The 25,864-nt window shown below is 66.4% G+C and carries 22 protein-coding genes and 2 pseudogenes; 13 read left to right on the top strand and 11 right to left on the bottom strand.

Annotated elements, in window-relative coordinates; translation table 11 throughout:
- A pseudogene (locus BBA01S_RS47435) lies at window positions 1–236 on the bottom strand (PRC-barrel domain containing protein); the annotation flags it as partial.
- 536 nt (window positions 237–772) lie between these two features.
- On the opposite strand from BBA01S_RS47435, the gene BBA01S_RS38390 reads away from it, so the two are divergent.
- The gene (locus tag BBA01S_RS38390) at window positions 773–2,194 is read left to right on the top strand and encodes an NCS2 family permease (RefSeq protein WP_027821031.1); all 1,422 of its coding nucleotides are present in this window, start codon (window positions 773–775) and stop codon (window positions 2,192–2,194) included.
- Between the two features lie 136 nt (window positions 2,195–2,330).
- On the opposite strand, the gene BBA01S_RS38385 is transcribed toward BBA01S_RS38390, so the two are convergent.
- Window positions 2,331–2,711 carry a hypothetical protein gene (locus BBA01S_RS38385; RefSeq protein WP_027821030.1) on the bottom strand — a complete coding sequence of 127 codons (381 nt, stop codon included), beginning with the start codon at window positions 2,709–2,711 and terminating at the stop codon, window positions 2,331–2,333.
- A gap of 104 nt (window positions 2,712–2,815) precedes the next feature.
- Here BBA01S_RS38385 and BBA01S_RS44775 point away from each other — a divergent pair, with 104 nt between their 5' ends.
- From BBA01S_RS44775 to BBA01S_RS38370, 3 genes are all read left to right on the top strand, one after another.
- Window positions 2,816–3,310, top strand: a complete 495-nt coding sequence (locus BBA01S_RS44775; protein WP_042298596.1) for an ArsR/SmtB family transcription factor — start codon at window positions 2,816–2,818, stop codon at window positions 3,308–3,310.
- A complete protein-coding gene (locus BBA01S_RS38375; protein ID WP_218004282.1) occupies window positions 3,310–3,648 on the top strand; it encodes an SRPBCC family protein in 339 nt (112 codons plus the stop codon). Before BBA01S_RS44775 ends, BBA01S_RS38375 begins: the two co-directional genes overlap by 1 nt.
- Before the next feature lie 66 nt (window positions 3,649–3,714).
- Window positions 3,715–4,461, top strand: coding sequence for a DUF899 domain-containing protein (locus tag BBA01S_RS38370; RefSeq protein ID WP_027821028.1), 747 nt, complete (start codon window positions 3,715–3,717; stop codon window positions 4,459–4,461).
- Window positions 4,462–4,537: 76 nt separating this feature from the next.
- Here the strand turns inward: BBA01S_RS38370 and BBA01S_RS38365 are convergent, their stop codons facing one another.
- Both BBA01S_RS38365 and BBA01S_RS38360 read right to left on the bottom strand, forming a co-directional pair.
- A complete protein-coding gene (locus tag BBA01S_RS38365; protein WP_027821027.1) occupies window positions 4,538–4,720 on the bottom strand; it encodes a hypothetical protein in 183 nt (60 codons plus the stop codon).
- A gap of 151 nt (window positions 4,721–4,871) precedes the next feature.
- On the bottom strand, window positions 4,872–5,771 hold the full coding sequence (locus BBA01S_RS38360; protein WP_027821026.1) for an NAD-dependent epimerase/dehydratase family protein: 900 nt from the start codon (window positions 5,769–5,771) through the stop codon (window positions 4,872–4,874).
- A 131-nt stretch (window positions 5,772–5,902) separates the two neighbouring features.
- On the opposite strand from BBA01S_RS38360, the gene BBA01S_RS38355 reads away from it, so the two are divergent.
- The 4 genes from BBA01S_RS38355 (at window position 5,903) to BBA01S_RS38340 (ending at window position 10,153) form a co-directional block, all read left to right on the top strand.
- Window positions 5,903–6,838, top strand: a complete 936-nt coding sequence (locus tag BBA01S_RS38355) for a LysR substrate-binding domain-containing protein (RefSeq protein WP_027821025.1) — start codon at window positions 5,903–5,905, stop codon at window positions 6,836–6,838.
- Window positions 6,839–6,957: 119 nt separating this feature from the next.
- Window positions 6,958–8,496, top strand: coding sequence for a histidine ammonia-lyase (gene hutH / locus BBA01S_RS38350; RefSeq protein ID WP_027821024.1), 1,539 nt, complete (start codon window positions 6,958–6,960; stop codon window positions 8,494–8,496).
- Between the two features lie 57 nt (window positions 8,497–8,553).
- Window positions 8,554–9,249 (top strand): histidine utilization repressor, encoded by a 696-nt coding sequence (gene hutC / locus BBA01S_RS38345; RefSeq protein WP_027821023.1) that lies wholly within the window; start codon window positions 8,554–8,556, stop codon window positions 9,247–9,249.
- Between the two features lie 241 nt (window positions 9,250–9,490).
- Window positions 9,491–10,153, top strand: a complete 663-nt coding sequence (locus BBA01S_RS38340) for a hypothetical protein (RefSeq protein ID WP_027821022.1) — start codon at window positions 9,491–9,493, stop codon at window positions 10,151–10,153.
- Between the two features lie 15 nt (window positions 10,154–10,168).
- Here the strand turns inward: BBA01S_RS38340 and BBA01S_RS38335 are convergent, their stop codons facing one another.
- Complete coding sequence (locus BBA01S_RS38335) at window positions 10,169–11,047, bottom strand: LysR substrate-binding domain-containing protein (RefSeq protein WP_027821021.1); 879 nt, start codon at window positions 11,045–11,047, stop codon at window positions 10,169–10,171.
- Window positions 11,048–11,206: 159 nt separating this feature from the next.
- Here BBA01S_RS38335 and BBA01S_RS38325 point away from each other — a divergent pair, with 159 nt between their 5' ends.
- Complete coding sequence (locus BBA01S_RS38325; RefSeq protein ID WP_042298591.1) at window positions 11,207–12,514, top strand: aminotransferase class I/II-fold pyridoxal phosphate-dependent enzyme; 1,308 nt, start codon at window positions 11,207–11,209, stop codon at window positions 12,512–12,514.
- Between the two features lie 97 nt (window positions 12,515–12,611).
- Window positions 12,612–14,528 carry a DUF3857 domain-containing protein gene (locus tag BBA01S_RS44770; protein WP_052392080.1) on the top strand — a complete coding sequence of 639 codons (1,917 nt, stop codon included), beginning with the start codon at window positions 12,612–12,614 and terminating at the stop codon, window positions 14,526–14,528.
- Between the two features lie 46 nt (window positions 14,529–14,574).
- On the opposite strand, the gene BBA01S_RS38315 is transcribed toward BBA01S_RS44770, so the two are convergent.
- From BBA01S_RS38315 to glgC, 5 genes are all read right to left on the bottom strand, one after another.
- The gene (locus tag BBA01S_RS38315; protein WP_042298594.1) at window positions 14,575–15,672 is read right to left on the bottom strand and encodes a branched-chain amino acid ABC transporter substrate-binding protein; all 1,098 of its coding nucleotides are present in this window, start codon (window positions 15,670–15,672) and stop codon (window positions 14,575–14,577) included.
- 437 nt (window positions 15,673–16,109) lie between these two features.
- Complete coding sequence (locus BBA01S_RS38310; protein WP_027821018.1) at window positions 16,110–16,571, bottom strand: hypothetical protein; 462 nt, start codon at window positions 16,569–16,571, stop codon at window positions 16,110–16,112.
- Between the two features lie 165 nt (window positions 16,572–16,736).
- On the bottom strand, window positions 16,737–17,633 hold the full coding sequence (gene pdxY, locus BBA01S_RS38305; protein ID WP_042298590.1) for a pyridoxal kinase PdxY: 897 nt from the start codon (window positions 17,631–17,633) through the stop codon (window positions 16,737–16,739).
- A 237-nt stretch (window positions 17,634–17,870) separates the two neighbouring features.
- Window positions 17,871–19,331 (bottom strand): glycogen synthase GlgA, encoded by a 1,461-nt coding sequence (glgA, locus tag BBA01S_RS38300; protein WP_027821016.1) that lies wholly within the window; start codon window positions 19,329–19,331, stop codon window positions 17,871–17,873.
- Between the two features lie 120 nt (window positions 19,332–19,451).
- Window positions 19,452–20,726, bottom strand: a complete 1,275-nt coding sequence (gene glgC / locus BBA01S_RS38295; protein WP_027821015.1) for a glucose-1-phosphate adenylyltransferase — start codon at window positions 20,724–20,726, stop codon at window positions 19,452–19,454.
- Window positions 20,727–21,062: 336 nt separating this feature from the next.
- On the opposite strand from glgC, the gene BBA01S_RS44765 reads away from it, so the two are divergent.
- Window positions 21,063–22,130 (top strand): alpha/beta fold hydrolase, encoded by a 1,068-nt coding sequence (locus BBA01S_RS44765; RefSeq protein WP_042298589.1) that lies wholly within the window; start codon window positions 21,063–21,065, stop codon window positions 22,128–22,130.
- 103 nt (window positions 22,131–22,233) lie between these two features.
- Here BBA01S_RS44765 and BBA01S_RS38285 read toward each other — a convergent pair whose 3' ends face one another.
- Window positions 22,234–23,241, bottom strand: a complete 1,008-nt coding sequence (locus BBA01S_RS38285; protein ID WP_027821014.1) for an LLM class flavin-dependent oxidoreductase — start codon at window positions 23,239–23,241, stop codon at window positions 22,234–22,236.
- 754 nt (window positions 23,242–23,995) lie between these two features.
- Here BBA01S_RS38285 and hpnI point away from each other — a divergent pair.
- Window positions 23,996–25,300 carry a bacteriohopanetetrol glucosamine biosynthesis glycosyltransferase HpnI gene (gene hpnI / locus BBA01S_RS44760; RefSeq protein ID WP_084162806.1) on the top strand — a complete coding sequence of 435 codons (1,305 nt, stop codon included), beginning with the start codon at window positions 23,996–23,998 and terminating at the stop codon, window positions 25,298–25,300.
- A gap of 134 nt (window positions 25,301–25,434) precedes the next feature.
- Window positions 25,435–25,864, top strand: a pseudogene (locus BBA01S_RS44755) (hopanoid biosynthesis associated radical SAM protein HpnJ); the annotation flags it as partial.

Genomic DNA, 25,864 nt, shown 5'->3' with positions numbered 1-25,864 from the left:
GGGCGCGGCTTGCGCGGTGCGGGTCGGGTGCTGGCTTCGGTGTCGCTTGCGGCTTCGGGCGCGGAAGCGGCTTCGGGCTCGCTCGCGGGCATTTCGGGCTCGCTGGCGGCGATGGGCGGCTCCGGCTCGGGGGGCGGCGGCGAGCGGAACAGCGAACAGCCCGACAGCGCCAGCACGGCAAGTAAGGTCAGGACAGGCGTAAGGGATACAGCAGGACGTGCGAAACCGCCTCTCATCTACAGAAACTCCAGGAGCGGCCGGCGCAGGGCGCGCGGCGGGTAAAAACCGGGTCGTGAGAGTTTAACCCGCATGGGGCGGGCATTCGCCTTAAACGGCCGTTAATCTGCTGACAAAAACCGCATTTGCGCGTCTCGCCAAAAATCCAGTACGGCTTTCAATGCGCCTGGTTTATTTCCCATTCACCGGATTCGCGCCGATTTTGAATTTGAAACGGCCAGCGCAAGACGTGCGCCCGGTGCCGAAGCCCTGCGCAGGGCACCGGGGTATACGCGAAGCCCGGAACCCCGCTGCGCCTTGCATACGGCGATATAAGCGTCGCGGCATGACCTCAATGCGATTCCCGCGATGGGAGCATATGACGCCTTGGCCTAACCTTCGATCCTGTCAAAAGTTGTCAAAAAATAGACATGCGCCAAAGAGCGCACCTGGCTGTGCGTCGACACCCACAAGTCAAACCTGCGAGACGAACCTGATGACGGATCCCCAACGAGATGCGGACCGTTTCAGCATGCTGATAAAGGAGGCACGCGCCATGATGGAACCCCACGCACAGCCGTTGTCGGAAGTTGCAAGCCTTGCCGATCCGGCCCTTCGCGACAGCGAAGTCGATGAAACTCTCGCCGAAGCAAGCGGCGTCCTCGATCGTTATTTCGGCATCGTCCAGCGCGGCAGTTCCGTGCGCCAGGAGTGCATTGCCGGCGTCACCACCTTTCTTGCGATGGTGTATTCCGTGTTCGTCGTACCGGGCATGCTCGGCAAGGCGGGCTTCGACACCAGTGCCGTGTTCGTGGCCGTGTGCCTGACCACGGCCTTCGGCTCGCTGCTCATGGGGTTGTGGGCGCGCCTGCCCATCGCCATCGGCTGCGCGATCTCGCTGACCGCGTTCACCGCTTTCGGCCTCGTGCTCGGCAAGGGCCTCAAGCCCGAAGTCGCGCTTGGCGCTGTGTTCCTGATGGGCCTCGTGTTCACGGCGATCTCCGTGACCGGCGTGCGCTCGTGGATCCTGCGCAACCTGCCGCACGGCATCGCGCACGGCACGGGCATCGGCATCGGCCTGTTCCTGCTGCTGATTGCAGCCAACGATGTCGGTCTCGTGGTCAAGAACCCGGGCGCGGGGCTGCCGGTGTCGCTCGGCCATGTCACGTCGCTGCCGGTGATCATGTCGGTGGTCGGGCTGGCCGCGATCTTCGGTCTCGTGCGCCGCCGCGTGCCGGGCTCGATCCTGATTGTGATTGTCGCGATTTCGGCGCTCGGTCTCGCACTCGATCCGGCGGTGCAATTTCATGGCGTGTTCGCCTGGCCGACGCTCTCGGCGCCGGGCCATGCCTCGCTGATCGGCGCCATGGACATCAAGGGCGCGCTGTCGCTGACCGTGCTGCCGAGCGTGCTGGCACTCGTCATGACCGCCGTGTTCGACGCCACCGGCACGATTCGCGCCGTCGCGGGCCAGGCCGGCCAGCTCGACGCCAACGGCCGCATCGTCAACGGCGGCCGTGCGCTGACGGCCGACTCGGTCAGCTCGATTTTCTCGGGCTTCTTCGGCGGCGCGCCGGCTGCGGCCTATATCGAATCGGCGGTGGGCGTGGCGGCAGGCGCCAAGACCGGCCTGGCTGCCGCGCTGGTGGGCGTGCTGTTCCTCGCGGTGATGTTCTTCGCGCCGCTCACGGGTCTCGTGCCGTCCTACGCCACGGCGCCCGCGCTGATGTATGTCGGCCTGATGATGCTGTCGAACGTCGCGCGCCTCGACATGGCCGATATGGTCGATTCGATGGCGGGCCTCGTCTGCGCCGTGTTCATCGTGCTGACCGCCAATATCGTCACCGGCATCATGCTGGGTTTCTCGACGCTCGTGATCGGCCGCATCGTCAGCGGCGAAATCAAGAAGCTCAACGTCGGCACCGTCATCATCGCCGCGGCGCTCGTGACGTTCTACCTGGGCGGCTGGGCCATCTGATGCGTTGACATCGTCATCGACATCGGTGGCCCCGCCATCGGCAAGACGGAACGCCTGGCGGCCCGTCCTGCCGGCTTCACGGCCCGCGTCCGCTTCTGGCGGCGCGGGCCGTGCGGCATTTAAGGCGCGATCTTGTTCACTTCGGCAGGAGGCTTTTGCCGCTGCGTTTGCGCGGCTTGGGCTCGACGCCGATGCGCGGGTCGCGCGCGAGCACGAGCGCGACGAGTTCCCCGGCGACGTCCTCGAAGGCGGGGTCGTCCTGCGGCACATACAGCCATTTGCCGAGCACGGGATGCGCACGCAGCGCGGGGAAGGATGCGATGAGCGCAGCATGCTGCTCGCGCGAGGTGGCGACCAGCAGGCCGTCGAAGGGTTTCGCACGATCGGCGGCGATCAGGCAGAGCAGGCCGTCCACATAGGCGGCGTCGCAGCCGAACATCGGCTTGCGCACGTAGCTGGCTTCGCGCTCCAGGGCGTCGAAGATCCAGAGCAGCGAATTGCGGATTTTGGACGGCATGGCGCGCGTGTCTGGGGAAGGGAGAGAACGGAGAGAAGGAGCCGTCATTCTAGTCGGCCACGCGCGAGCTTGACTTCGGCGGCTCGCGACCTATGCTTAACCGCATGGTTAAGTATGAAGACGACGTGCTGAACCGCACCTTCGCGGCGCTGGCGGATCCTACGCGGCGCGCCTTGCTCGCGCGCCTGGCGCAGCAGGACGTGGTGTCGGTGAGTGCGCTCGCGCAGCCCTTCGCGATTTCGCTGCCCGCGGTGATGAAGCACCTGGACGTGCTCGCCGAGGCGGGCCTCGTCACGCGCGAGAAGAGCGGGCGCACGGTCTCGTGCCGTCTCGCGGCGGGGCCGATGGAGGACGCGATGCAGTGGCTCGCGCACTATGAGCGCTTCTGGAGCGCCGCACTCGATCGTCTGGCTGCATTCGTGGAGGAGGACGCATGTCAACCAAGCCCGACGCCGGAGCCCTCGGCGCCACTCCCGGCGCAACCCTTGGCGGCGCAGCCGCTGCTGCAAGCCCCGATTCTCCCAGCCTCATCCTCAGACGCCGCATCAACGCGAGCGCCGCGAAGGTCTACGCGGCATGGACGCAAGCTGCGCAACTGATGCGCTGGATGCACCCGCTCGACACGATCTGCCTGCACGCCGAGGCGGACGTGCGCGTCGGCGGCCGCTTTCGCGTCCTGATGCGTTCGCCCGACGGGGAGGAACACGATGTGAGCGGCACGTACCTGGAAGTCGTGCCCGAATCGAAACTCGTCTTCACGTGGGCATGGCGCAGCACGCCGGAGCGCGAATCGCGCGTGAGCGTCACGCCGCGCGCCGATGGCGGCACCACCGAACTGGTGCTGCGCCACGAACGCTTTTTCGACGAGGCGGCGCGCGATTCGCACCGCGAAGGCTGGTCGAGCGCGCTCGATCACCTGGTGGAGCTGTTCGAGTGAGCGCGCGTAGCTGATCGACTGCAGTGGCTGCAGTCCGCGATGCAAACCTGCAAGGAGGAAGAGACGATGGAAGCGCACAAGATTGTTTCGGAGGCCGAATGGATGGCGGCGCGCGAGGCGCTGCTCGCCGAGGAGCGCGCATTCACGCATGCGCGCGACGCGCTGGTGGCGAGGCGCATGGCGTTGCCGTGGGTGAGGGTGGAAAAGCGCTATACCTTCGAGACGCCGCAAGGCGAGCGCACGCTTGCGCAGCTATTCGGGCCGCGCAGCCAGTTGCTCACGTATCACTTCATGCTGGGCCCGGAATGGGAGGAGGGCTGTCCGGGATGCTCGTTTCTCTCCGATCACATCGACGGGATGCTCACGCACCTGGAGCATCACGACGTGACCTATGTGGCCGTCTCGCGCGCGCCGCTCGCGAAAATCGAGGCCTTCAAAAAACGCATGGGCTGGCATTTCCCGTGGGTGTCGTCGTTCGGCAGCGATTTCAATTTCGACTATCGCGTGTCGTTCAGCGAGGCCGACAAGGCGCGCGGCAAAGCCGTCTACAACTACGCCGAGCAGGAATACATGAGCGACGAATTGCCCGGCATCAGCGCGTTCTATCGCGATGACGATGGGAACGTCTATCACACGTATTCGGCCTACGCGCGCGGCGTGGAGATGGCGCTGGGCACCTATGCGATGCTCGAATTCACGCCAAAAGGGCGCAACGAACAGAACGATATGCGCGAGTGGATGCGCCATCACGACCGCTACGAAGACAGCCCGCAGCAGCACGCGTGTTGCGCGCACGAGCAGAAACCTTCATAGGGAAAACAGGACAGCAGCCAGACGAAAGCCGCCGAAAAGCGATTGTAAGCACAACGAAACCGCGCGGCTTCGCGTCCTAAAGCGACATTTCGAAAGCAGGACGCAGCAGGACTTCAATCGCCATCACGATCAGTCCCATCGCGGCGGCGGCGAGCGTCAGCGTGCCATATTCGTCGTAGCGCGCGTCATAGAGGCACGCGACCACGAACAGGATGGCGAGCAGGTTGGTCAGCCAGTCGAAGTTCAACGCGAGAAGCATCGGCGTATCCGGAGGCCGGGCAAGAAATCGCGCCGGCAGATAGTGCAAACCGGCGCGATTTTATCGGATCGACCTTACGGATAAGCAACAACACTGTGTTGCAGGCCACCTATTTTTGCGGTGGTTTTTGAACCAGGCGCAAATCCGGCGCTTACGCCACCGGCATTTCGTCGCGGATCCAGTCGGTCACCGACGTGCGTGCGGGCGTCCAGCCAAGCAGCGTGCGCGAGCGCTCGCCGCGCACGCGGCTGTTCGAGCCGAGGCCATACGACGCCATCTCGTAGCCCCATTCCTCGATGGCCTGTTCGAGCGGCCAGTCCTGCGGTGCCCCCAGGCCCATCTTCTGCGCGAGCGCAGCGGTCATGGTGCGGAAGTCCGCTTCGCCGCTTTCGACGAAATAGAACGTGCCGGCAGGCGTCTTTTCCAGCGCGAGGCGATACAGCTCGGCCACGTCGTCGACATGGACGTTCGACCAGATGTTCAGGCCACGCCCGACGTGACGCATCACGCCGCTCTTTTGCGCCTGGCGGATCAGGCGCGGCAACTGCACGCTCGCCGCGCCCGGCACCGCGCCCACGCCGTAAATCAGCGTGTTGCAGAGCACCGCGCTCTTGATGCCGCGTTGCGCGCCGGCCAGCACGAGATCGTCGATGGCCACGCGTGCGGCCTTGTCGGGCGTCGGCGCGGGCAGGGCGTCCTCGTAGTAGATCTTGTCGGTGGCTTCGCCGCCCGAAGCGTCGCCGACGATGCTCGAACCGCTCGTATGCAGCAGCGTCTTGCCCGAGCCTTCGAGCGCGTCGAGCAGCGCTTCGACCGCACCGCGATGGTCGCTGCTGGCCGCGTTGATGACGGCGTCGGCGGCGCGCGCTTCGCGCATCAGCAGCTCGCGGTCGTCGAGCGTGCCTTCGACGGGCGCAATGCCCAGCGCTTCGAGATCGGCGAACTGCGCGGCGCGGCGCACGAGGCCGCGCACATCATGGCCCGCGCGCACGAGATGCGCGGCAATCGTGCCGCCGATAAAGCCGCCTGCGCCTGTCACGAATACTTTCATGGGTTTCTCCCGTAAGACCGGTCGGGCCGGTCGGTGATTGGGTATGTACTACCGATGAGAGGCAGTATCGCGGCATTCGCGCTTTGCAAAAACCGTGTTAGTCTCAAATGAATCTTGACTGCGGATCAATAATGAAAACCTCCACCGACGAATTGCTCGTATTCGTCACGGTGATCGACGCGGGGTCGATCACCGCCGCCGCCGAAAAACTCGAACAGACCGTCTCCGGCGTGAGCCGCGCACTCACCCGCCTCGAAAAACAACTCGGGGTCGCGCTGATTCTGCGCACCACGCGCCGTCTGCAACTGACTGAAGAGGGCGAGTTGTTTCTCGAACGCGCCCGCGCGATTCTCGCGGCGATGGAAGACGCCGAAGAAGCCGTGACGCGCCATCGCGAACAGCCGTCGGGACGCCTGCGAGTCGATGCGGCGACGCCCTTCATGCTCCATTGCATCGTGCCGCACATGACGGCGTTTTCCGCGCGTTATCCGGATATCCAGCTCGAACTCACGAGCAACGAGCGCATCGTCGATTTGCTGGAGCAGCGCGTCGATATCGCGATCCGCATTGGCGCGCTGCAGGATTCGACGCTGCATGCGCGCTCGCTGGGCGTGAGCCGCCGCCGCGTGGTGGCCAGTCCCGCGTACCTCAAGGCGAACGGCACGCCGCGCACGCTCGACGCGTTGCGCGCGCACCGGCTGATCGGCTTTACCGCGCCTGCGCAACTGAACCGCTGGCCGTTGCGGCTGCAGCCCGAACCTGCCGAAGGCGACACGCAGGGCGCGCTGTTCGGCGACGAGGCCAACGAGGGTCTCGCGATCCAGCCCGCGCTCGCGGCGTCGAGCGGCGAGACGATACGCCAGCTCGCGCTGGGCGATGCCGGCATCGCCTGCCTGTCGGATTTCATGACCGCCGCCGACCGCGCGGCGGGGCGCCTCGTCACCGTGCTCGACGACGCGCTGCTCGTCGAGCGCCAGCCGATCCACGCCGTCTATTACCGCAGCGCGGCGCTGGCCGCGCGCGTGCAGTGCTTCCTGGCGTTTATCGTCGGGCGGCTGGAACTGTAGGCAGGCGCTGGCGCCGCGCCCGACTAGTGGATAGTCCCAGGGCGAAAGGCAGGGGTGGGGAGGTTGTCTATACAGGTTTGGCAGGCTACACTGCCCGTCACTTGTATAGACAGGATTCGATCATGCTCCTCACGCCCGGCCATCTGACCCTGCCGCAACTGCGCCAAATCGCACGCGCAACGGACAACCACCCCGTCAAACTCGAACTCGACCCCGCGAGCTTTGCCGCGATCGACGCGTGCGCGCGCGCCGTCGCCGAGATCACGGCCAAGGGCGAGCCCGCCTATGGCATCAACACGGGCTTTGGCCGGCTGGCGAGCACGCACATCCCGACCGAGCAGCTTGAGCTGCTGCAACGCAACCTGGTGCTCTCGCACGCGGTGGGCGTGGGCGAGCCGATGTCGCGCCCGGTCGTGCGCCTGCTCATGGCGCTCAAGCTGTCGAGTCTTGGCCGCGGCCACTCGGGCATTCGCCGCGAAGTGATGGACGCGCTCATCACGCTTTTCAACGCCGACGTACTGCCGCTGATTCCCGTGAAGGGTTCGGTGGGCGCTTCGGGCGATCTCTCGCCGCTCGCGCACATGTCGGCGGTGCTGCTCGGCATCGGCGAAGTGTTCATTCGCGGCGAGCGCGCCAGCGCCGAAGCGGGTCTGGCCGCTGCGGGCCTCAAGCCGCTCACGCTGCAAGCCAAGGAAGGTCTCGCGCTGCTCAACGGCACCCAGGCGTCAGCGGCGCTCGCGCTCTACAACCTCTTCGCGATCGAAGACCTGTACCGCACGGCGCTGGTTGCGGGTGCGCTCAGCGTGGACGCGGCGGCGGGCTCGGTGAAGCCGTTCGATGCGCGCATTCACGAACTGCGCGGCCATCGCGGCCAGATCGAAGCGGCGGCGGCGTACCGCACGCTGCTCGAAGGCTCGGCGATCAACCTCTCGCACCGCGATTGCGGCAAGGTGCAGGATCCGTACTCGCTGCGCTGCCAGCCGCAAGTGATGGGCGCGTGCCTCGACCAGATGCGCCACGCAGCCGACGTGCTGCTGATCGAAGCCAACGCGGTCTCGGACAATCCGCTGATCTTCCCGGAAACGCACGAAGTGCTCTCGGGCGGCAATTTCCACGCCGAACCCGTGGCATTCGCGGCGGACAATCTCGCGCTGGCCGCTGCCGAAATCGGCGCACTGGCCGAGCGCCGCATCGCGCTGCTGATCGACGCGACGCTCTCGGGCCTGCCGCCTTTCCTCGTCAAGGACGGCGGCGTGAACTCGGGCTTCATGATCGCGCACGTGACGGCGGCGGCGCTCGCCTCGGAAAACAAGACGCTCGCGCATCCGGCTTCGGTCGATTCGCTGCCGACGTCGGCGAACCAGGAAGACCACGTGTCGATGGCGACGTTCGCCGCGCGCAAGCTCGCCGATATCGCCGAGAACACGGCCAACATCCTGTCGATCGAGCTGCTGGCCGCGGCCCAGGGCGTCGACCTGCGCGCGCCGCACGAGACCAGCCCGGCGCTGCATCGCGTGATGCAGGCCGTGCGCAGCGAAGTGCCGCATTACGATCTCGACCGCTATTTCGCCCCCGATATCGCTGCGCTCACGCGCCTCGTGCAGAACGGCGCGATTGCATCGCATAGCCCGTTCTCGTTCGCCTCGGAAGCGCAATAAGCAACGGTAAGCAGCCGAACGAGGCGGGTATCGCACGATGCCTGCCTCGAACTGACGATGAACGCACCCGCATACCAGGGCATCAAGGACTTCATCCTCGCGCGCATTCATGCGGGCGAGTGGAGTGAGGGCGACCAGGTGCCGTCGGAAAACGAGCTCGCGCGCGAATTCAAGGTCGCACGCATGACCGTGAACCGCGCGTTGCGCGAGCTCACCGCCGAGCAGGTGCTCACGCGCGTGCAGGGCGCGGGGACGTTTGTCGCGCGCCCCAAGTACGAATCGACGCTGGTGGCGATTCGCAGCATCTCCGACGAAATCCTCGCGCGCGGCCACGCCTATCGCGCCGCGGTGCTCGACATCGGCGCCATCGACGCCGACGACGCGCTCGCGGACGAGATGAACCTGCGCGCGGGGGAGACGCTGTTTCGTTCGCGCGTGCTGCATTTCGAGAACAACGAACCCGTGCAACTGGAAGAACGCTGGGTCAATCCCGCGCTCGCACCGGAATACACGCAACAGGACTTCACGCAGACCACGCCGAACCAGTACCTCGTGCGGGTCGCGCCTTTGCAGCGCGTGGAGTACCGCATCGAAGCCCTCGCGCCCGAAGGCGACACCCGCACGCGCCTGTCGATGAAACCGGCCGAGCCGTGTCTCGTCCTGCATCGGCGTACGTGGTCGCGCCAGGCGGTGGCGTCGGTGGCGAACCTTTGGCATCCGGGCAGCCGCTATCGCTTCACTGGGCATTTCTAGCCCCAGCCAGCCCGCGCCCGTTACTTTCCTCTCACGAATATTTGCAACGCAGTCCGAACTATTGGCGTTGCGAAAATTCCGTCCACATCGTTTTGACCCCGCTTTTTAGCGCTTCAGGACGCATTGCCCTCATTTTCCTTTCAGTCGCGATGTGCGGCATGCGGGTTGCGTCATGCCTTGCGATGCAGCTAACCTTGAGGAATTGGCCAGGCGGTATAGGCCTGAAAGGAGGTGTTGGGCGATGGAAGATTCCGGCGCAACGCTCATGCCCGTGTGGCGCGCGAACCTCGCGTTGCTCACCCGCGAAGTGGGCGCGGTCACGCGGCTCGCACGGATGATGACGTTTTCCGAGAGCTATATGAAGCTGATCGTGTCCGGGCGGCGCGATTTCAGCGCGGAGTTCGTGCGTGGCGTGGAGGCCGTCACAGGCCTGCCCGAAGGCTGGATGGACGAGCGCCACGAGGCGGGCGACGTGCCCCAGCAAGCGCGCGAGGCGATCGCCGAAGAAGCGCCGCACGCGCGTTTTCGCGGCACCGCGCATCCGGTGCGCAAGGCGCCGGTGTTGCGTGCGGAGCCGATTTTCGGTCAGCGCACCGGGCACCGCATGGAGACCGGCGGCGCCCCGGCAGGCGCAGCGAAGCGCCCGGCGGGCACGCGCAAGATCCGCGATCTCGCCGCGCAGGACGTGCGCAAGCTCGAACGCCATCTGAGCATGCTGCCCGTGGAGCCCGGCGCGTTGCGCGCGCGCATCGAAGACGTCATCGCCCAGGCCGAATCCGACGAGCATGTGCGCGCCGATCTGGAAGGGCGCCTGGAGCAGATCGAAAAGCACCGCGAGTTGCTGTTGCGCCACATTTCGAGTCTTTACGCGTTGCTCACGCGCACCGGCGACGAAGAACCCTGAAGCTTCGCCGCACGCCTAGACGCGCAGTTCCGCGAGAATCTGCTCGGCGAGAAAGTCGCACGGCGGGCGGTTCGAGCGTGCGCTGCGTGCGAGCACGACTTCGAGTTCCGGCAACTCGGGCAGGCCATGCTGGCGGCCGAGCGTCATGAAATTCTCCGGCACGGCGCAGCGCGCGAGCGGCGCGATGGCGAGACCCGCGGCCACCATGCTGCACAGGCCCATCAGGCTGGGGCTTTCGTACGAGGTGCGATAGGTGATGTGCTCGCGTTCGAGCGCTTCGATGGCGTTCTCGCGCGCGACGCTGCCCGCGCTGAAGAGGGCGATCGGCAAGGGCCGTTCGCGCCAGATTTCCCGGCCAATCGCCGCGCTCACGCTGGCGGGCGGTGCGGCCCACACCATCGGCTCGAACCGGATGAATTCGCCTGCCAGGCCGCTTGAGCCCGTCGTGCTGGTCACGCAGGCCAGGTCGATCTTGTTCTCCCGCACGAGCGGCGCGAGCGCGCTGCTGGGCAGGCCCACCACCTGGATCTCCACCTTCGGCCAGTTCGCCGAGAACTTGCGCAACACCGGCGGCAGCAGCGACGACGCGTAGTCGTCGGGCATGCCGATCGAGACGCGCCCCTTCACCTCCGGATGCGCGAGCGACGCCCAGGCCTCGTCGCGCAGCGCCAGCATGCGCCGCGCATAGCCGATCAGCGTATGGCCGTCGGGCGTGGGCGTGACGTTGCGCGGCGCGCGGATAAAGAGCGGCTTGCCGATCGCTTCTTCCAGCGCGCGAACCTGCATGGACACGGCCGCCTGCGAGCGGTGCACGAGCGCCGCGCCGCGCACGAAGCTGCCGGCGTCGGCGACCGCCACCACCATCGCGAGGACATCGAGATCGAGGGTCTTCATGAAATCAGGCCCGAATTCATCTTGCTATCTATTGCTATCAGAAAATCTGATCGAAAAGTTCAATATAACGCGTTTGTCTGAAGATGGCGACGTCCGTATGCTGGTCTGCATCGGATCCGACCATTCCACTGACCACCCAAACCGGGAAACGCGATGTCGATGAGCCTGCCTGATGCTGTGAACGATGATGTGAGCGATGTTTTGAACTACGAACGATTCCGGCAGTTGCAGATGCGACTGGATCTGTCGCGCGGCAAGCCCGCGCCCGAACAGCTTGACCTCTCGCGGGCCTTGATCGACGACGTGGGGCAGGTGGGATATCGGTCGCGCGATGGCTTCGATTGCCGCAACTACGGTTTGCCGTCGGGCCTGCCCGAGGCGCGCGAACTGGGAGGAGAGCTGCTCGGCGTAGCGGCGGCGCAGGTGGTCGCGGCGGGCAATTCGAGTCTCGAACTGATGCACGATGCGCTCGCGTTCGCGCTGCTGCATGGCGTGCCCGCTGGCGAACACGGCAATCCCGGCAATCCCGGCAATCCCGGCGAGCGCGGTGCGCCGTGGCGCGCGCAGGGCGACATCGCGTTCATCTGCCCGACGCCGGGCTACGACCGCCATTTCGCGATCTGCGAGGCGCTGGGCGTGCGCATGATTGCGGTGCCGATGCGCGACGACGGCCCCGACATGGAGATCGTCGAAGCGCTCGTGCGCGACGACGCGTCGATCAAGGGCATGTGGTGCATGCCGCTCTACAGCAACCCGAGCGGCGCGATTTACGCCGATGACGTCGTGCGCCGGCTCGCTGCCATGCACGCCGCCGCGCCGGATTTCCGCCTGTTCTGGGACGACGCCTATCGCTTCCACCACCTGACCGACACGCCGCGCGCGACGCTCGACGTGATCGAGGCCAGTGCGGCGGCGGGACATGCTGACCGCGTGCTGATGTTCGCCTCGCTGTCGAAGGTCACGATTGCGGGCGGGGCGCTGGCATGGCTCGCCGCGTCGCCGCGCAACGTGGCCTGGTGGCAGCGCTGCACGTCGGTGCGCACACTCGGCCCGGACAAGCTCAACCAGTTGCGCCATGTGCGCTACCTGCGCGATCGCGCGACGCTCGACGCGCTCATGGCTCGCCACCGCGCGCTGCTCGCGCCGAAGTTCGCCGCCGTCGACGCAGTGTTCCGCGAGCGGCTGGCGAAGGTGCCCGGCGTGCGCTGGAACGTACCGCAAGGCGGCTATTTCATCAGCCTGTACGCGCCGCCGGGCTACGCGCGGCGCACGGTCGAACTGGCGGGCGAGGCGGGGCTCGTGCTCACGCCTGCGGGCGCGGCGTTCCCATATGGCGTCGATCCGCACGACAGCCATCTGCGGATCGCGCCTTCGTTTGCGTCGCTCGACGAGGTGCGGCTGGCCGCACAGGGGATTGCCGCATCGTTGCTGCGCGCGCTGGAAACCGGCGCGGCGCTGGCGAGCTGAAACATCGGCAGAAGCATCAGGCGGGGAAGCACGGCAATGTGCTAAAACGGGAGGCGCTTCCCTGTCAACCGAAGACCAAAGACCGAACGAGGTTCAGGTGCTCCGCCCGATATCCGCTGTCGTCCGCCAGTCCGTCCCGTTTGCGTGGGCGTTGCTGTTCGCGCTTGCGAGCAGCGCCCACGCCCAGGCGCCCATCGACGACGACGTCCCGCCCGCCACGCTGGAGCGCGACGTCCACCTGTTCGTGATCCAGAAAGACGGCTCGGGCGAGGAACACGACGATTCGACGATGCGCGCCAATACGACAGCCGGTGTCGATGCGGTGGCGCAGCGCTACGTCTGGTTCAATAAGGATATCGAATCAATCACGGCGCTCAGCGCGCAGACCATCGACCCGGACGGCAGCACGCACGAGGTGGGCGCCGCCGGTATCCGCGACGTGCAGGAGCCGCGTTCGGCGGGCGCGCCGACCTTCCAGGACGGCGTGCTGCGCACCGTGATCTTTCCGGGCGTGCAGCCGGGCGCGCGCGTGCGCCTCGTGTTCGACAAGCGGCGCGCGCACGCGCTGCAGGCGGGCACGTTTTCGTATTTCGTCGAGCCGCCCGGCGAGCCTGTCGAGTTCCAGCGCCTGATCTTCGACCTGCCCGCCGACCTGCCGCTTTACGCCGATGCGCGCGGCTACGAGGCGCAGCCGCCCGTCACCGAAAACGGCCGCACGCGCTACACCTTCGATTTTCGCCAGGGGCAGTTGCCGCCGCTCGAAGCGGGCGCGGTGGCGCGTGTGAACTGGGGCGCGCGCCTGATGGTGACGACCGTGCCCGACTATGCGAGCTTCGCCGCGCGCTATCGCGAAGCCGCCGCCGATCCCACCGCGACCGATCCCGCCATCGCCGCTTTCGCGCGCTCGCTGACGGCAGGCGTGAGCGACCCACGCGACCAGGCCGCGCGCATCTACGACTGGATGCGCCTGAATATCCGCTACGTGGCGCTTTTTCTCGGCACGACCGCCGCTGCGCCGCATCGGGCGGTCGATATCCTGCGCGACCGCTATGGCGACTGCAAGGATCACGTCGCGCTGTTCACTGCGCTGCTCGCCGCCGTGGGGATTCGCGCCGAGGGCGCGTTGCTGAACCTCGGCCCCGTCTATTCGCTGCCCTCGGCGCCCGGTTACGGCGAGGAGGCGATCAATCACATCATCGCGTGGCTGCCCGACCTGGGCCTGTTCGCCGATACCTCGTCGGGCGGCGTGGCGTTCGGCTTCCTGCCCGCGGGCGTGATGGATCGCCCGGCGCTGCTGGTGGACGAAGGCGTGCTCGTGCGCACGCCCGCGACCCAGCCGCGCACGCGCTCGGCGCAACTCGACGTCGAGGCGGGCGAGGACGGCAATGCGTCGTATCGATATCGCGTGGAGGAGGCGGGCGCGCTCGCCGAAACGGAGCGCAACACCTTTCGCCGCGCGACGCATCAGGGCGCGCAGCTGATCGCCGCGCAGCGTTTGCGGCAGACCGGACTGGCAGGCACGGCGCGTTTGACGACGAGCGTACTCGACGCGACGAGCGGCCCGTTCGCGACTACCACCGAAGGCACGCTCGACCACCTCGTCTGGCCCGACGGCACCACGGCGCTGCCGGCGTTGAGCAGCCTGTCGGGCGGCATTGCCTCGCAGCTCGACAACTGGCTCGCGGTGCAAAAGCGCACGCAGCCGTGGGCGTGTATCAGCGGAGATTTCGAGGAGCATGCGCGCATCGCGCTGCCCGAATTCGCGCGCGTCACCGACCTGCCGCGCGACACGGCGGCGAGCGCCGCGCCGCTTGACTACAGCGCGCACTATGCATTCGATCGGGCGTCGCGCACGGTGGAGGTGACGCGCAGGCTATCGGCGCATTTTGGACGGCAGATGTGCACGCCCGAGGATTTCGCGCAGATGCGCGATGCGCTGCTGCGCATGCAGCGCGACGCGCACGCGCAGATTGTCGTGCGCGCCAGGATGCGACCGGCAGCATCGGCGCAGTGAGGACGCGCCAGGCGCGACCCAGGCGCGACCCAGGCACGATTCAGGCTCAGCCGCCGCGCGTCGTCACCGGCACCCAGGCGCCTTGCTTGACCTGATAGAGCGTGGACGCGCCGTTCTTGAGCGCGCCGGTGTCGTCGAACGCGATACGCCCCGTCACGCCGTCGAAGGAAAGCGTCTTCAGCGTCGCGCGAAACACATCGGGATTGGCCGACTTCGCCGCCGTCATGGCGTGGATCGCGGCCCACGTCGCGTCATAGCTGAACGGCGCATAAGCCAGCACGTCCGCGCCGAAGCGGCTCTTGAACTTCTGTGCGAAGCGCGGCCCGTCGGGCAACTGCGCGAGCGGGCGGCCATATTCCCACGCGAGCGCGCCTTCTCCCGCGGGGCCCGCGAGCTGCACGAAATCGGGCAGCGCCACGCCGCCGCCGCCCACGAACTGCGTGTTCATGCTGCGCGCCTTCATCTGCTTGACGAGCGTGGCGGCCTGGCGCGCGAGCCCGCCGAAGTAGAGCAGGTCGGCGTCGGCGGCCTTGATGCGTGCGAGCTGCGGGCCGAAGTCGCCCGCCTCGGTGGGCGCGAAGTCGCGCGCGACCACGTTGCCGCCGTGCTCCTTGACGGTGCGCTCGAACACATCGGCTTCGCCCTGGCCGAACGCGGTTCGGTCGTCGACGATGGCGATGCGCCGCGCTTTCACGACTTCCACGGCCCACGCGCCTGCAATGCCCGCATTCTGCGCGTCGTTGGCGATCACCGTGAAGGTGTTGGCGAAGCCCTGCGAGGTGATGACGGGATTGGTCGCGGCAGGGTCGATCATCGGGATACCGGCGCTTTCGTAGATGCGCGAGGCCGGAATCGCCGTGCCCGAATTGAAGTGGCCGATCACCGCGGCCACGTTCTGGTTCGCGAGTTTGGCGGCGGCCTGCACGCCCAGACGCGGATCGGCGCGGTCGTCGATGGCGATGAGCTCGAAATGCGCGGTCTGCTCGCCGATTCTGATGCCTTGCGCGTTGGCGTCGTCGAGCGCGAGCTGCACGCCGTTTTGCAGGTCGTGGCCATAGCTCGCGTACTCGCCCGAAAGCGGCGCGACGAAGCCGATTCGCACGGTCAGCGCCCCGGCTGCGCGTACCGTTGCGCCCGGCGCCATGCCGAGCGCAGCGGCAAGCACGCCTGCGCCGAGCGCGAACAGCGCCGCGCGGCGTTGGGGCTGGGTCGGGCGTGTGGCTTCGCAGGGACGGTCGCTGTGCCGCAAAAGCGTGAGCGCGCGTCGTGTGCGCGACGGCGCGCGCGAATCGATGCGTGACGTGTGGCGCGGTCTCATCGTGACTCCTGGCGCTGTGCGGGCGCGGCGGTGTTCTTGTTTATTCCGGTCGCGCGGGGCCGTGGAGGCGGGCGCGCGTGCCGTGCTGGCAAGGCGGTGGTGCGGTGATGGGCCCGCGCTCGTGGCGTGAACCGATGCGCGCGGCAGGCGTTATCGCAATATAACAGGCTGATGTGACGCCAGCCTGCGCAGGGTTTTGCTGACCTCAGTGGCCCTTCAGCAGCGCGTCGGTGGGCGGCCTGGCAGGCCGCTCAGCAGGCCCCTTAATAGCCCGATTGCAGCGCCATCAGCGTTTCGCGCAACTGCACGAGCGGCGCCATGGCGCCTTCGGTGGCCCAGCCTTCGAGGTCGTCCAGCGCGCGATTGCAGCCGTCGAGCACGACGTCCAGGTCGACCGGCACGCCGTTGGCCAGCGCGAAACGGATGATCGCCTCGAAGCGTGCGCAATCGTCGTCGGCGTAGGCGATGTCGAGGTTGTCGGCGATCGTCTGGGCGATGTCGCTGCGCTCGCGGTCTTCGGCATCGACGAAATCGATCACGCCGCGCGCGACGTCGGGCGAGTGGTAGAGCGCGATGTCGAGCCATTGGGCGGCGTCGAAATCGGCGTCGTGGCTGTGCTCTTCGAAGAATTCGATCGCTTCCTGCTCGTGCGTTTCGCCGCCGTCGACGGCAAGGCACAGCTGCTCGAATTGTTCTTCCTGTTCGCTACGGATGGAGTCGGACATCGGTCAATCTCTTTACTGATCTTTACTAACGCTTCAAAAAACGGTGCGCGCTGCGGCACGAAAATCCGCGCGCCGCGCGCACATGCGGATCGCATTATAGGATGCGCCGCGCAAGGCGGCCGGGATTGCCGGCTTTGCGGCCCTGGCCGCCCACCGCAGTCAAGCTCAGATCAGGTCGACGCTCCAGGCGTCGAACCACTCGCGCGGGCGCGCGATCTGGTCTTGCGCCGCGATGATCTCCAGCTCGTAACGGCCCGCGTCATAGGTCGTCTTCACGACCGCGTTGACCGCCGCGAGGGTGTGTTCGAACGCGCGCCGCAGCGTGTCGCCGAGCATCAGGCGCGCCACGAAAATCGCGCTCGTGATGTCGCCCACGCCCACCGGCTGGCGCGCGAACGGGTAGAGGGGGCGCTGTGCGAGCCAGGCTTCGCGCTCGCTCACGACCAGCATGTTGAAGGTGTCGGCGGGGCTGTTGCGGTCGAGCAGATGCTTCACCAGGATCAGCTTCGGGCCGCGCGCGAGCAGCTCACGGCACGCATCGACGGCTTCTTCGGCGGTCTCCAGCTCGCGGCCGACGAGGCGTTGCAACTCGCTGTGATTGGGCATCATCGCGTCGGCGACTTCGGGCATCTGCGTGACGAGAAACTCCTGGATGCCGGGCTCGACGCGGCAGCCGCTGCCAGCAATGCCGCCCGCCGCGTTGAGCGTGCCCATCACCGGGTCGCAAAAGTAACGCGCCTGCGGGTTCGCGGCCTTCACGGCGCGCACGATGTCGATCACGGCCTGCGCCTGTTCGGGCGCGCCCAGATAGCCGGACAGCACCGCGTCGCAGCGCGGCAGCACGCCGATCGCGCCAATGCCTTCGACGAGCTCGACCATCTGTTCGGCGTCGATCGCGCTGCCGCTCCAGTGGCCGTACTGTGTGTGATTCGAGAACTGCACGGTATTGAGCGGCCACACGTTCACGCCAAGACGGCGCATCGGAAACACGGCGGCGCTGTTACCCGCATGGCCGAACACGACGTGCGACTGGATGCTCAATACGTTTCTGATGGTCGTCATGGTCGTTTCGCTTCGGTCTGCCTGGGGTCGATGCGGGTTCGCTGAGGAAAGGCGGTAGAGGCAATGGCGCGCTACGGCGCATGGCGCCAAATGCGCCAGGCACGGCGTTGCGCGCAATGCCGCAACCGCAGTGCAGCAACGATAACCGAATTCGCCGCGCCCGGTCGATGGGCGCGTGCGGGAGGTGTTGCGTATCGAGCGATGCAGAGCGTCGGCGTGACGCGCGAGGCGTGGGGCTCAGACGAGTTCGCGATACAGCGCCAGGTAGCGCTGGGCGGACGCGGCCCAGCCGAAGTCCTCGCGCATGCCGCGCGCGCGCGTCTCGCGCCAGTCGCGGCTGCGCGCATAGAGCGCGAAGGCGCGGCGGATCGCGGCCGTGAGCGCGTCGGGCTCGAAGCGCTCGAACACGAGGCCCGTGGCGGTGCCGTCGGCGAGATTTTCGAGCGAAGCGTCCGTGACCGTATCGGCAAGACCGCCCACGCGATGCACGAGCGGCAGCGCGCCATAGGCAAGCGCGTAAAGCTGCGTGAGGCCGCACGGTTCGAAGCGCGACGGCACCATGATGACGTCCGAACCGGCGACGATCTCGTGCGCGAGCGTCTCGTCAAAGCCCAGTTCGACGGCGACCGCATCGGGATGCTGGCGCGCTGCCCGCGCAAAGCCGGCTTCGAGACTCGCATCGCCGGTGCCGAGCACGACAAGCTGCCCGCCGCGCGCGACGATCTCGGGCAGCGCCGCGAGCAGCAAATCGAGGCCCTTTTGTTCGGTCAGGCGGCTCACCACGCCGAAGACCGGCGCGTCGTGTTTCTGCGTGAGATTGAAGCGCTGTTGCAGCGCCGCCTTGCAGCGCAGCTTGCCGCTCATGCGCGTGACCGAGTAACGCGCGGCGATGGCCTCATCGTTCGCGGGACTCCACACGTTGTAATCCACGCCATTGAGGATGCCGACGAGATCGTGCGCGCGGCCCTTGAGCAGCGCTTCGAGACCGCCGCCCTGGGCCACGGTCTGGATTTCGCGTGCGTAAGTCGGGCTGACGGTGGTGATCTTGTCGGCGTAGTACAGCCCGGCTTTCAGAAACGAAAGCTGGCCGTAGAACTCGATGCCGTGCATGTCGAAGAAGTCGGCGGGCAGGCCCAGTTCGCCGAATTGCTGCGCGGGGAAGATGCCTTGATAGGCGAGGTTGTGGATCGTGAAGACGCCGCGTGCCACGGCGCGGCCGCGCTCGCGCGTCGCCGCGCGCAGATACGCGAGCGCGAGACCCGCGTGCCAGTCGTGCGCGTGCACGATGTGCGGCGCCCACGCGGGATCGAGATGCTGCGCGAGTTGCGCCGCCGCCCAGCCAAGCAGCGCGAAGCGCTGGGCATTGTCGCCGTAGGGCACGTGCTCTTCGTCCAGGTAGGGGCTGCCGGGGCGCGCATAGAACGCATCGGCGCGGATCATGTAGACCGGCAGGTCGTTGCCCGGCAAGCGGCCCAGTTCGAGCGTGGCCTCGTTCACACCGAAGCTGCGTTCGAGCCGTGCAATGGGACGCAGGTCGGCGAGGCCCGCCGCCACGCCCGCGAAGCCCGGCAGCAGCACGCGCGCGTCGGCGCCCAGTTCGATCAGTGCGGCGGGCAGGGCGGCCGTGACATCGGCGAGGCCGCCGGTCTTGAGGAGGGGATAGAGTTCGCTGGCTACGTGCAGGACGCGTATCGTCATCGGGCTGGAGTCCTCTGGGTTCGCTCTCGTTCGTCGTGGGCCGCGCTGGGTGCGGCGGCCGCGGGTTCGGCAGGCATGGCTGGCTTGGCAGGGGCGCTGCGGCTGGCGCGGCGAGCGCGTTCAGCCGCCCGGCCCGCCAAGGTTGGCCAGCGCCTCGCGCGTCACCAGCACGATGCCGTTTTCGGTGCGGTAAAAGCGCTCGCCGTCGCGCACCGGGTCTTCGCCGATCACGAGTCCGTCCGGGATCACGCAGCCGCGGTCGACCACGACCTCGCGCAGCCGGCAGCTCGCGCCGACGGTGACCTGCGGTAGCAAGACTGCCTCGGCAATGTTGCAGAACGACTTCACGACCACATTCGTCGAGAGCACCGAGTAAGAAATCTGCGAGCCCGAGATCACGCTGCCGCCGCACACGATCAGGTTCGTCCCCGAGCCCTGGAGGCCGTTGAGGTCGCGCACGAACTTGGCGGGCGGCAGCTGTTCCATATAGGTCCAGATCGGCCAGTGGCGGTCGTAGAGGTCGAGCGCCGGAATCGTCGAGGCGAGATCGAGGTTCGCCGACCAGTAGGCGTCGATGGTGCCCACGTCGCGCCAGTACGGCTCGGCGCTGGCATCCGACGAGACGCACGACATGCTGAACGGATGGGCGATGGCGTGCCCGTCGCTCACCACGCGCGGAATGATGTCCTTGCCGAAGTCGTGATCGGTGCCGCTGCGCGCGATGTTGTCTTCGAGCAGATGAATCAGGTAGGCGGTATCGAACACATAGATGCCCATGCTGGCGAGCGCGATGTCGGGGCGACCGGGCATCGCGGGCGGATCGTCGGGCTTTTCGACGAAGCCGGTCACGCGGCGCGATTCGTCGACGGCCATGACGCCGAAGGCGCGCGCTTCCATGCGCGGGACTTCGATGCAGCCGACGGTGCAGTCCGCGCCGCTTGCCGCGTGGTCGGCGACCATGCGCGTGTAGTCCATCTTGTAGATGTGATCGCCGGCGAGCACCACAACGTACTTCGGCGAAATCGACCGGATGATGTCGATGTTCTGGTAGACGGCGTCGGCCGTGCCGCGATACCAGTGCGCCCCTTCGACGCGCTGCTGCGCGGGCCACAGGTCGAGGAACTCGTTGAACTCGCCGCGCAGGAAACCCCAGCCGCGCTGGAGATGGCGCAACAGCGAGTGCGCCTTGTACTGCGTGACCACGGCGATGCGCCGTATGCCGGAATTCAGGCAGTTGGAGAGCGCGAAATCGATGATGCGGTACTTGCCGCCGAAGTGCACCGCAGGTTTTACACGCTTGTTGGTCAGCGGGCCCAGACGCGTGCCGCGACCGCCCGCGAGCACGATGGCGAGCGTGGTGCGTTGCAGATCGTTGAGGCTTGCCGGAGTTTCCATGGACGTCTCCTTGTTGTGCTGTGCCCCCGGTGTCCCAAAGTGCCGCCGCGTCGTTGGCTCGACACGTCATTTTTATGACCGCGCTTTGAATGTTCTAGCACCGAAACCGGCGTTGCGCGAATCGGCATTGCAAGGCGCGACAGGATGAGTGAGCAAAGCGCTTGCCTGGTAAGCCACACATGGGGTTTGCGGCTAGCGGCTGGAGGGGGGAGGCCGTCGCCAACGCACTGCGCGGATGCCCGCTAGAATCGCTGGCGGCCCGCGCGCAGCCCGTCCGCCCCCCGACCTGCCGATTTGCCTGTCGCGCGGCCATGCCCTGGAACTTCGACATTGCCCATGCCACCGATCCGCAAGCTTTCCGCCTTCGCCGCCTGTTGCGCCGCCGCATTGAGTCTCGTGGCCTGCGCGGGCGCGCCGTCCGCCCCGACACCTGCCGCAACCTCGACCCCCGATGGCCCGGCCTACGGCCCTGAACTTCAGGGCTACGACTACCCGCATCCGGTGCACGACTTCAGCTTCGTCTCGCAAGGCCAGACGCTGCATATGGCCTATATGGACGTGCAGCCGCAAAACCCGAATGGCCGCACGGCGGTGCTGCTGCACGGCAAGAACTTCTGTGGCGCGACCTGGGACGAGACCATTACGCGTCTGGCCGCCGCGGGCTATCGCGTGATCGCGCCCGACCAGATCGGCTTCTGTAAATCGAGCAAGCCCGCCGCCTATCAGTTCACCTTCCAGCAACTCGCGCGCAACACACACGCGCTGCTCGCGTCGCTTGGCATCACGCACGCGACGCTCATCGGCCATTCGACGGGCGGCATGCTCGCGGTGCGCTACGGCCTGATGTATCCGCGCGAGACCGAGCAACTGGTGCTGGTGAACCCCATCGGTCTGGAGGACTGGAAGGCGAAGGGCGTGCCTTCGCTGTCGGTGGACGACTGGTATGCGCGCGAGCTGAAGACGAGCGCCGACGGCATCCGCCGCTATGAACAATCGACCTATTACGCAGGCACCTGGAGCGCGCGCTACGAGCCGTGGGTGCAGATGCTCGCGGGCATGTATCGCGGGCCGGGCAAGGCCCAGGTCGCATGGGATTCGGCGCTGCTTTACGACATGATCTACACGCAGCCCGTGGTCTACGAGTTCGGCCAGTTGAGCATGCCGACGCTGCTGCTGATCGGCCAGAAGGACACCACCGCGATCGGCAAGGATGCGGCGTCGCCGGAAGTGCGCGCGAAGCTCGGCCATTATCCGGAGCTTGGGCGCGCGGCCGCGAAGGCGATCCCGCACGCGACGCTGGTGGAGTTTGCCGATGCGGGACATGCGCCACAGATGCAGGATCCCGAAGCATTTCACGCGGCCCTGCTCAAGGGGCTTGCCGCGCTGCCGCAGCCAGCAAAGTGACGCGTCGGGTGTAAGCCAGAACGCAAAGCGGGCGCATCCGGTTCAGGATGCGCCCGCTTTTTTTATGGCTGCGAGGACGTGACTGCAGTCGTTCTCAGCGCACTCAGCGCGAGGCCGCCATTTCGTCGCGCACCTCTGCGGCGATCTCGAACGATCGCAAACGCTTCGCGTGGTCGTGGATCATTGCGGTGACGATCAGCTCGTCGGCGTCGGTCTGTTCGATCACGGACTCAAGGCCCACGCGCACGGCTTCGCGGTCGCCGACTACCGAGCACGCGAGCGAATGCGCCACGCCCGCGATCTCGAACTCGTTGGCCGCGATCTGCTCGACCGGCGGCGGCAACTGGCCCGGCGTGCCGCGCCGCAGGTTGACGAACTGCTGTTGCAGCGAGGTGAACAGAAAGCGCGCCTCTTCATTGGTTTCGGCGGCGAACACATTCACGCCGACCATCGCGTGCGGCTTCGCGAGCGTGGCGGACGGCCGGAACTGCGAGCGGTAGATGCGCAGCGCCGCGAGCAGTTGATCGGGGGCGAAGTGCGAGGCGAACGCGAAGGGCAGGCCCATCGCCGCAGCCAGTTGTGCGCCGAACAGGCTCGAACCGAGGATATAGATGGGCACGTTCAGGCCCGCGCCGGGCACCGCGCGCACGCGCTGGCCTTCGACCGGTGCGGCGAACAGCCGCTGGAGTTCGGCGACGTCGTCGGGGAACGCTTCGGCGCTGGCGTGCAGGTCGCGGCGCATCGCGCGCGCCGTGGTCTGGTCGGTGCCGGGCGCACGGCCGAGGCCCAGATCGATGCGGCCCGGATAGAGCGCCTCAAGCGTGCCGAACTGCTCGGCGATCAGGAGCGGCGCGTGGTTCGGCAGCATGATGCCGCCCGAACCCACGCGAATGGTCTTCGTGCCGCCCGCCACGTAGCCGATCACGACCGAGGTGGCGGCGCTGGCGATGCCCGTCATGTTGTGATGCTCGGCGAGCCAGTAGCGGTGGTAGCCCCAGCGCTCGGCGTGCTGGGCCAGGTCGAGCGTGTTGCGCAATGCGGCGCCAGGGTTGGAGCCGGCCGGCACGGGCGCCAGATCGAGAACGGAAAAGAGGGGCAGGCGGGAGGTCATGGGGTGTTCCGTTGTGCTTCGGTCATAGTGGGGCGCTGCGCGCAGGTTCGCGGGGAATCGAAGTCCTGAGAACCGCTGCAAGGCAGACGCAAGCTGGCGGCCATTGTGCCAAAGCACTTCCGATCGTGCTGACGGCCATCCGGAACCCATACGCCCGGCGTGGTTTCCGTTTCATGGAGGCGAGATGGAGATTGGATTTAGCCAGAATGGATTATCTGAACTGAATCGTAATTATTCTTGTTTAATTGATCATTCTTCATGTTTAATTCAAAATTATTAAGAATAGATTGCGTTATGCTTACTGATTTTTTTCAACTCTAGAAATACTGGAAGCCCGCTGTGGTTAGCATGAAATCATTTCTTGCATTCCAAATCTGAGAAGCATTTTTGCGCGGAGTAGAGAAGCGGCCAACGGGTCTTGCTGCTACAATTTTTTGCGCCGAATCAGGGCGGGAGCAGCGTGCTTCTGTTAAATCTTCACAATTCCCTTAATCAAATTGTCAATTTGATTTGCGCTGCATCAAAGCCGAGTGTCCTCATATGAGGCGTTGCTAGCCGCATATATGCGGCGCAGATACGATACCCGTCTGTTTTTTATGAAATTCTGGGCTGGACAAATGGTCCGAGGCGAAATGCGCGATCCGGCTAATAGGCCGCTCGATCCGCTGCATATCGGCAATGAGATTGCAGGACATCCTGCGATCCCGTGCGCGTTTTGCGCCGCCGCATCGCGCCGCGAGCGAGGCGCGCCGGTATGACGACCTCGCTCTATTCCCTGTGGCCGTTCGGCTGGTGGCTGCTGGCGGCGCTGTGCGGCGCGGCTACGTTCTACGCCATCAGCGCCGCGCTCACGATGCCGCGTTTCGGCTCTGCCGCGCAGGTGCGCGAAGCCGCGCGGCTGGCGCGCACGCGCGCGTCGATGCCGGTCAGCGTGCTCAAGCCGCTGTGCGGCGCGGAGCCGCGCCTCTACGAAAACCTTGCAACCTTCTGCGAGCAGGATCACCCGCGCTATCAACTGATCTTTGGCGTGTCGTCGCCGAACGATCCCGCCATCGACGTCGTGCAGCGCCTGCAGGCCGCGTATCCGGGCCACGACATCGAACTGGTCGTCGACGCGCGTGTGCACGGCAGCAACCTCAAGGTGAGCAATCTCATCAACATGGCCGCCCATGCGCGCCATGACGTGCTGATCGTCGCCGATAGCGACATCGCCGTGGAGGCCGACTATCTGGAGATCGTCACGGCGCCGCTTGCCGATCCGGCCGTGGGCGTGGTGACGTGTCTCTACAGTGCGCGCAGCATCGGCGGCTTCTGGCCGCGCGTGGGCGCGCTCTTTATCAACGAATGGTTCGCGCCCTCGGTGCGCGTGGCGCACTCGACGGGTTCGCGCGCATTTGGCTTTGGCGCGACGCTGGCGCTTTCGCGCGCCACGCTGGAGCGCATCGGCGGGTTTGCGGCGCTCAAGGACGGACTCGCCGACGACTACCTGCTGGCGCGTTTCGCACGCGATCATGGCCTCGCCACGGTGCTCGCGCCCGTGCTGGTGGCCACCGATGTGATCGAGCCGACGTTCCGCACGCTGTGGCTGCGCGAGACGCGCTGGCTGCGCACGATCCGCTCGGTGAATCCGGCGGGTTTTGCGTCGCTCTTTATTACTTTCACGACGCCGTGGCTCGTGACCGGCGCGATTGCCTACGCGCTGCTGCTCGCGGGCAGCGGCGGCGTGCCGGTCTGCGCGTCGACGCGCGCGGTGCTGGCGGCATTCGGCACGAGCACGGCTGGCGGTATCATCGCCCGATTGGCGTTGCATGCGCGTAGCAGCGCGGGCCTGGGCGCATTCCTGCGCGAACTGCCGCTGGTGCCGCTGCGCGACGTCCTGCTGCTGCTGCAGTGGCTTGCGGCGGTGTTCGGCTCGCATGTGATCTGGCGCGGCGTGCGCGTACCGGTGGCCAATCCCGACGGCCAGCCGGTCGTCGAGTCTCGGCCCGAGCGCCCGATCAAGCCCGCGCCGGGCGCTGCGCCGCGACGCGCCGCTATCAAGATCACGGATGGTCGTTGAAATGATCGTTGAAACCGCGCTAGCCCGATAGCGCGAACCCAGGACACGTATCGCGCGCAGCACCGGCCCTTGCCGGCGCGCGCAGAATGCATTTGTAGCCCCCAATATTCAAGGTTAGCCGGAGCACCCATCTCATGAAAACGCTGTTTTTGCAGGCCCCGTCCTATGACGGCTTTGACGGTGGCGCGGGTTCGCGCTATCAGGCGAAGCGCGAGATCCGCTCGTTCTGGTATCCGACCTGGCTTGCGCAGCCCGCAGCGCTCGTGCCCGAAAGCCGCGTGCTCGACGCACCCGCCGACGGCATCGGCGTCGAAGAGACGCTGAAGATCGCGATGGACTATGACCTCGTCATCATCCACACGAGCACGCCGTCGTTCCCGACCGATGCGCTCTTTGCCGAAGACCTGAAAAAGCGCAAGCCGTCGCTGCTCGTGGGCATGGTGGGCGCGAAGGTGATGGTCGATCCGCACAATTCGCTGACGGCGACCGAGGCAATCGATTTCGTCTGCCGCGAAGAATTCGATTACACCTGCAAGGAAATTGCCGAAGGCAAGCCGTTCCCCC

The organism is Paraburkholderia bannensis NBRC 103871 (genome assembly GCF_000685015.1).
Lineage (GTDB): Bacteria > Pseudomonadota > Gammaproteobacteria > Burkholderiales > Burkholderiaceae > Paraburkholderia > Paraburkholderia bannensis.
This window is presented reverse-complemented; position numbering and strand designations above follow the sequence as displayed.

Excerpts from the sequence above, each read along its gene's own strand:
- glgC (WP_027821015.1), bottom strand. The coding sequence starts at position 20,726 with ATGGAAACTCCGGCAAGCCTCAACGATCTGCAACGCACCACGCTCGCC.
- BBA01S_RS44765 (WP_042298589.1), top strand. The coding sequence starts at position 21,063 with ATGCCACCGATCCGCAAGCTTTCCGCCTTCGCCGCCTGTTGCGCCGCC.
- glgA (WP_027821016.1), bottom strand. The coding sequence starts at position 19,331 with ATGACGATACGCGTCCTGCACGTAGCCAGCGAACTCTATCCCCTCCTC.
- hutC (WP_027821023.1), top strand. The coding sequence starts at position 8,554 with ATGAACGCACCCGCATACCAGGGCATCAAGGACTTCATCCTCGCGCGC.
- hpnI (WP_084162806.1), top strand. The coding sequence starts at position 23,996 with ATGACGACCTCGCTCTATTCCCTGTGGCCGTTCGGCTGGTGGCTGCTG.
- BBA01S_RS44775 (WP_042298596.1), top strand. The coding sequence starts at position 2,816 with ATGGTTAAGTATGAAGACGACGTGCTGAACCGCACCTTCGCGGCGCTG.
- BBA01S_RS38385 (WP_027821030.1), bottom strand. The coding sequence starts at position 2,711 with ATGCCGTCCAAAATCCGCAATTCGCTGCTCTGGATCTTCGACGCCCTG.
- BBA01S_RS38360 (WP_027821026.1), bottom strand. The coding sequence starts at position 5,771 with ATGAAAGTATTCGTGACAGGCGCAGGCGGCTTTATCGGCGGCACGATT.
- pdxY (WP_042298590.1), bottom strand. The coding sequence starts at position 17,633 with ATGACGACCATCAGAAACGTATTGAGCATCCAGTCGCACGTCGTGTTC.
- BBA01S_RS38285 (WP_027821014.1), bottom strand. The coding sequence starts at position 23,241 with ATGACCTCCCGCCTGCCCCTCTTTTCCGTTCTCGATCTGGCGCCCGTG.
- BBA01S_RS38340 (WP_027821022.1), top strand. The coding sequence starts at position 9,491 with ATGGAAGATTCCGGCGCAACGCTCATGCCCGTGTGGCGCGCGAACCTC.
- BBA01S_RS38310 (WP_027821018.1), bottom strand. The coding sequence starts at position 16,571 with ATGTCCGACTCCATCCGTAGCGAACAGGAAGAACAATTCGAGCAGCTG.
- BBA01S_RS38375 (WP_218004282.1), top strand. The coding sequence starts at position 3,310 with ATGCGCTGGATGCACCCGCTCGACACGATCTGCCTGCACGCCGAGGCG.
- BBA01S_RS38355 (WP_027821025.1), top strand. The coding sequence starts at position 5,903 with ATGAAAACCTCCACCGACGAATTGCTCGTATTCGTCACGGTGATCGAC.
- BBA01S_RS38370 (WP_027821028.1), top strand. The coding sequence starts at position 3,715 with ATGGAAGCGCACAAGATTGTTTCGGAGGCCGAATGGATGGCGGCGCGC.
- BBA01S_RS38335 (WP_027821021.1), bottom strand. The coding sequence starts at position 11,047 with ATGAAGACCCTCGATCTCGATGTCCTCGCGATGGTGGTGGCGGTCGCC.
- BBA01S_RS38325 (WP_042298591.1), top strand. The coding sequence starts at position 11,207 with ATGAGCCTGCCTGATGCTGTGAACGATGATGTGAGCGATGTTTTGAAC.
- BBA01S_RS38390 (WP_027821031.1), top strand. The coding sequence starts at position 773 with ATGATGGAACCCCACGCACAGCCGTTGTCGGAAGTTGCAAGCCTTGCC.
- BBA01S_RS38365 (WP_027821027.1), bottom strand. The coding sequence starts at position 4,720 with ATGCTTCTCGCGTTGAACTTCGACTGGCTGACCAACCTGCTCGCCATC.
- BBA01S_RS38315 (WP_042298594.1), bottom strand. The coding sequence starts at position 15,672 with ATGGCGCCGGGCGCAACGGTACGCGCAGCCGGGGCGCTGACCGTGCGA.